This is a genomic window from Frankia sp. CoBUL1, assembly GCF_978021245.1.
Genome location: NZ_CDXDOS010000235.1, coordinates 1 through 5,329, shown reverse-complemented (window position 1 = coordinate 5,329; position 5,329 = coordinate 1). Strand labels below are relative to the sequence as shown.

The 5,329-nt window shown below is 68.8% G+C and carries 3 protein-coding genes; all 3 read right to left on the bottom strand.

Annotated features, from left to right (window positions below; translation table 11 throughout):
• Positions 1 to 685: 685 nt before the first annotated feature.
• The 3 genes from ahcY to AC08OX_RS14545 all read right to left on the bottom strand — a co-directional run bounded on the left by ahcY (position 686) and on the right by AC08OX_RS14545 (position 5,242).
• A complete protein-coding gene (ahcY, locus tag AC08OX_RS14555; RefSeq protein WP_476608316.1) occupies positions 686 to 2,122 on the bottom strand; it encodes an adenosylhomocysteinase in 1,437 nt (478 codons plus the stop codon).
• 34 nt (positions 2,123 to 2,156) lie between these two features.
• Positions 2,157 to 4,667: an efflux RND transporter permease subunit gene (locus AC08OX_RS14550; RefSeq protein WP_476608315.1), complete on the bottom strand. Its 2,511-nt coding sequence runs from the start codon at positions 4,665 to 4,667 to the stop codon at positions 2,157 to 2,159.
• A 368-nt stretch (positions 4,668 to 5,035) separates the two neighbouring features.
• Complete coding sequence (locus tag AC08OX_RS14545) at positions 5,036 to 5,242, bottom strand: DUF1918 domain-containing protein (RefSeq protein WP_035729341.1); 207 nt, start codon at positions 5,240 to 5,242, stop codon at positions 5,036 to 5,038.
• Between the last annotated feature and the right edge of the window lie 87 nt (positions 5,243 to 5,329).

Below are 5,329 nucleotides of genomic sequence, written 5' to 3'. Positions count from 1 at the left end.
TCACGACGGACCCGCGCCTTAACTCGCCTCACCGACAGCACCCGACCGGCAACGCCGGCCGGGCATTCGGCGAGCCCTCCCACGACATCACCGAACACTTACGGCCATTCTGACCACCGCCGGGGCGACCCTCGCGGTGAGCAGCATCCTGGCTCTGGTGAACGCGGGCGCCGCGCAGGCCGGTGGAGCGACCTGGGCGAGCTGCCCGGGCGGGCAGGCGACGGAGGTCGGTGTGCCGGCGGCGGCCGGAGAGCCGAACAGACCCGCGACGTATCTCGACGCCGGTTTCTACGTCCATGTCGCCTCGTTGTCGCCTCGTTGTGGCCGCCGGCCACGGCATCGCTGTGCCGGACCGGCCCCGGCCGGGGTGAGGAGGCCGGCGAGCCGATCTTCAGGTTCGGGCACCTGAGCTGCCCCGGCGGCGACGCGACCTTCGGTGTGCGCAGGCCCGCGGTACCGGACCGGGCGAGCGCCGACGTCCCGCCGGCGACCTGGGGGACCTACCTGCCGGCCGGCTGGTACAGCCTGGACGACCTGAGCGACCCGTCGTGGACGTCGGTTTGCTGGTCGTCCAGGAGACGCTGACCGATCCCGGCCGGCGAAGCGCCGATTCAGGTTGAAGCGCCGAATCCGGTCGACCGGATTAATCGGATTAACCGGAATCGGCGCGAGAGGACCGGGCCGATCAGTAGCGGTAGTGGTCGGCCTTGTACGGACCCTCGACGGGCACGCCGATGTAGTCCGCCTGCTGCTTGGTCAGCTGGGTGAGCTTCACGCCCAGCGCGTCCAGGTGCAGCCGGGCGACCTTCTCGTCGAGGTTCTTGGGCAGCACGTATACCCCGACGGGGTAGTTTTCGGTCTTCGTGAACAGCTCGATCTGCGCGATCACCTGGTTGGTGAAGCTGTTCGACATCACGAAGCTCGGATGTCCGGTGGCGCAACCGAGGTTCATCAGCCGGCCCTCGGCCAACACGATGATCGAGTGGCCGTCCGGGAACACCCACTCGTCGACCTGCGGCTTGATGTTGATCTTCTCGATGCCGGGGGTCCTGGCCAGGCCGGCCATGTCGATCTCGTTGTCGAAGTGCCCGATGTTCGACACGATCGCCTGGTGCTTCATCGCCGCCATGTGCTCGGCATGGATGATGTTGAGGTTGCCGGTCGTGGTGACGAAGATGTCCGCCGTCGCGACGACGTCCTCCAGGGTGGTGACCTGGAAACCGTCCATCGCGGCCTGCAGGGCGCAGATCGGGTCGATCTCGGTGACGATCACCCGGGCTCCCTGGCCGCGCAGCGCGTCCGCACAGCCCTTGCCGACGTCACCGTAGCCGCACACCACGGCGACCTTGCCGCCGATGAGCACGTCGGTGGCGCGGTTGAGACCGTCGATGACGGAGTGGCGGCAGCCGTACTTGTTGTCGAACTTCGACTTCGTCACCGAGTCGTTGACGTTGATCGCCGGAAATGCCAGCGTGCCGGCCTTCGCCATCTCATAGAGACGGTGCACGCCGGTCGTGGTCTCCTCGGTGACGCCCTTGATGTTCTTCGCGGTCTCGGTCCACCGACCCGGCTTCTGCGCGATGGTGCGGCGCAGGGTCTCCAGGACGATCGCGTACTCCTCGCCGTCCGCAGCGTCCGTCGCGGGGACCGCGCCGGCCGCCTCGAACTGGGCGCCCTTGTGGACGAGCAGGGTCGCGTCGCCGCCGTCGTCGAGGATCATGTTCGGGGTGCCGCCGTCCGGCCAGGCCAGCGCCTGGTCCGTGCACCACCAGTACTCGTCGAGGGTCTCGCCCTTCCAGGCGAAGACCGGCACGCCCCGCGGGTCGTCCTTGCTTCCGTTCGGCCCGACGACGACGGCGGCGGCCGCGTGGTCCTGGGTAGAGAAGATGTTGCAGGAGACCCAACGGACGTCGGCGCCGAGCGCTACCAAGGTCTCGATCAGCACCGCGGTCTGAATTGTCATGTGCAGGGAGCCCATGATGCGGGCGCCCCTGAGGGGCTGGCTGGCCGCGTATTCCGCCCGGGTGGCCATGAGGCCGGGCATCTCGTGCTCGGCAAGCCGGATCTCCTTGCGGCCGAACTCGGCCAGTGCGAGATCCGCGACCTTGAACTCGAAACTCATGCCCTCTCCTTCGATGCTCGGGCGGCTGCCGAGCCTATACGGCGGATGTCTCGTCCCGGTTTCCACCCGCCATCGGCCGCGGCCGTGATGCGCCGGCCTTGGAACGGGTTTCTTGAGCGTCCCACATGTCGCCGTGTTGACGAAGACCCGGTCCGGTTCTGTCGACCGCCGGGCCCGGGTCGTCCTGGCGCGGCTGGTGCACCCAGCCGCGTTCGTCCGCCCAGACCAACAGGGGTGGGAGGACGACCAGCGCGGATAGCAGGGCGACGGCGACGTTGAGGGCGACCAGCAGACCGAAGTCACGCAGCAGCGGTAGGGAGCTGAAGGCCAGGACGGCGACCCCGATCACGGCGGCGAGCGCGGAGACCACGAAGGCGCGTCCGGTGCGGGCCGCGGTCTGGTCGGCGGCCTCCTTCGGCGTCAGGCCGCGTCGACGCTCTTCCAGGTGGCGAAGCACGAGCAGGGTGGTGAACTCGCTGCCCAGCGCGATGACGAGCGGGCCGCCGACCGCGGTGAGCGGGCTGAGATCGACACCGGCCAGCCAGGCGATCATGGAGCTGAGCCCGACCGCGATCAGCACTGGCACCAGCGACAGGACCGCCCGGACGATGCTGCGGTGCCAGACCAGCAGCATGAGCAGGACGCCGACCAGCGCGAAGTAGGTCAGCTGGGTCCGGTTCTTCGTGAAGTTCTCCAGCAGCCCGGTGCCGACCACGACGAGGCCCGACGGGGTGGCGCGTACCCCTTGCGGCGGATGGACCGTGTCCCGGATGTCGTCGACGATTGCGGCCTGCCGTTCCAACGAGCCCGATCCGGTACGGAAGACGAGGTTGAGCGCGTTGTGGGCCAGGTTCACCGTGGCGCGCTGGAGGTCGGGCGGTGCCGCGGCGTAGCCGAGCCGGACGTCCTGACCCGTCGGCAGGACGACCGTCGTGTTCGGCACCTCCATCATGAAGCTGATGGTCGTGACGAGGCTCGACGCGGTCAGCAGGTCGGCCGGGTCCTTCGCGAGCCGGGTGTTCGCGAACTCGGCGAGGAAGGCGACGGTGGCGTCGTCGAAGACGTTCGGTGACTGGACGTAGATGCCCAGCTCGCTGGCGGATCCGGTGCTCGCGCGCAGCGTGTTGATGTTCTTGATGACCTGACCCTGCTGGTCGACCCATTTCTCCGGATCGGTCTGGATCTTCAGTGTGCCGTCGGTGACGATCCCGACGGCGAAGACCGCGACGGACACGGCGACGAGCGGGACCGCGGTGATCCGTGGCAGGGACCCCAGGGTGATCACCGTCCGACCCAGCGGGCCGTGGGTGTAGTCCTTCGGGGGGGTTGGCCGGCGACGTTCCCGCAGGCCCAACGAGGCGGTGAGGAACAGGATCGTGGCGATGACGATCACCGGCAGGCCCAGGGCGAGCAGCGTGCCGAAGTCCCGGATCATCGGGACGTCGCTGAACTCCAGCGCGAGGAAGGACAGCACCGCGGGCAGCAGCCCGGCCAGGGCCGCGGTGACGGGATGGCCGGCCCGGGCCAGTTGAGCCTCCTCCTCCACCCGGCTGTGGAGCTGGACGGCGAAGTCGATGCCGACGCCGAGCAGCACCGGCAGACCGGAGATGGTCACCACCGACAGCGGGACACCCGCGTAGCCGGCGAGGCCGAACGCCCAGATGAGGCCGACGGCGACGACGCCGAGCGGGAGCAGCCGCCAGCGCACCGCGAAGGCGACGAGCAGCAGGCCGGCCATCAGCGCCAGGGAGATGCCCCCGAGGGTGACGAACCCGCCGCGCAGGTAGTCGTTGAGGTCGCGCAGCAGCGCGGGCGCCCCGGTCGACATTGTTGTCGCATTGTCGAACATGCGTTCGGACACGGCCTTCTCGGCCAGGGTCGCGGCCTGGCCCTCGGTCGTGAGGGAGGCGTTGCCCCGCAGTCGGGTGACCATCTGGCTGGTGGATTCGGTCGGGAAGAACGGCTTGATCGACTTACGGATGGCACCCGTGTTGTCGCGGAGCAGGAAGGAGACCCAGGCCGGGTTGTCGTAGACCCGCTCGGCCACCGGGATCGCCTGCATCCGCCGCAGCGTCGTGACGGAGTCGGCGAGGCGCCGCTGGGCGGAGACCGGATCCGGATCGCGGCGCTGGGCACCGAGCAGGATCTTCCCGGCGGGGCTGTTGACGGGATTGCCGTCCGGGCTCGTGACCAGGTTGTTCGTGAACTCCAGCGCCGCGAGCGGGGTGATAACCGATTCGATCCGGTCATCGGCGTCGAGGCTGGCCTGCAACTCCCGGAACTGGCTGATGTTGCGCTTGGTGAACAGGTCCTCGAGTCGTTCGCCCTTGTCCAGAGTGAACAGCGTGACCATCGCCTGGCCGCCGAAGAGGGACTGGTAGGCGACGTTGTCCCGGGCGACCTGGGAGTCGGGGTTCAGATAGTTGTCCTGGCCGGTGGTGAATTCCAGCCGGGTGGTTCCGAACCCCAGGGCGGCGGTGACGAGCAGCGCCACGACGGCGACGATGCCCGAGCGCCGACTGACCGTACCGACCGTACCGACCATACGGGCGAGTGCCGCCGATGGCCCGGACCGGCGGTCCGGGCCCGACCCGTGGTCCGGTTCCGAGGGGCGGCCTGGCTCCGACCGGTGTTCGGGCCGGCCGGGATGATCGGCTGGATCGTCGGTGGAGGGGGAAGGCGTCGACATCGGTCACGCTCCGGAGTTATCCGCGTTGCCTCCGGATCGACGCGTGTTACCTGTCGGTCCGACGGCTGTGTCCCTGCTGTATAGCGCAGCAGGTCACACCGCCTGAAGGCCCCGGGGCAGCCGATTTCGCCGGAAAATGTTTCAGGCGATCAACACGCCCCCGGGCCTGGCTCCCCGGGCTCGGCTACCGTCGCCATCCTCTCCGGGGTCGGACGTGCCCGGGGTCAGACGCCCGCGGACTCCCGTGACGGTCGGAGTTCGACGAGCGAGTCGTAGCTCGGGAAGAAGAGCCCCTCGTGCCCGTCATCCCAACGCACGACGAACGGCGGGCCTCCGTCCTCGCCGCGTACCTCGACCACGGTCCCGTGTCGTTCCGGGCTGCCCACCGTGCGGCCGTGGACGACGAACCTCTCTCCGACGGATGCGAACATCATGATGGTCGACCTCCCTGCCGGGCGATCCGGTCTGCTCTGCCTGGATGCTCCGGTGACCGATCGCATGCGCGTGCTCTTTCTGCC

What these genes read in the sequence shown, in the direction of transcription:
- AC08OX_RS14550 (WP_476608315.1), bottom strand. Translation starts at nt 4,667, where the DNA reads ATGGTCGGTACGGTCGGTACGGTCAGTCGGCGCTCGGGCATCGTCGCC.
- ahcY (WP_476608316.1), bottom strand. Translation starts at nt 2,122, where the DNA reads ATGAGTTTCGAGTTCAAGGTCGCGGATCTCGCACTGGCCGAGTTCGGC.
- AC08OX_RS14545 (WP_035729341.1), bottom strand. Translation starts at nt 5,242, where the DNA reads ATGTTCGCATCCGTCGGAGAGAGGTTCGTCGTCCACGGCCGCACGGTG.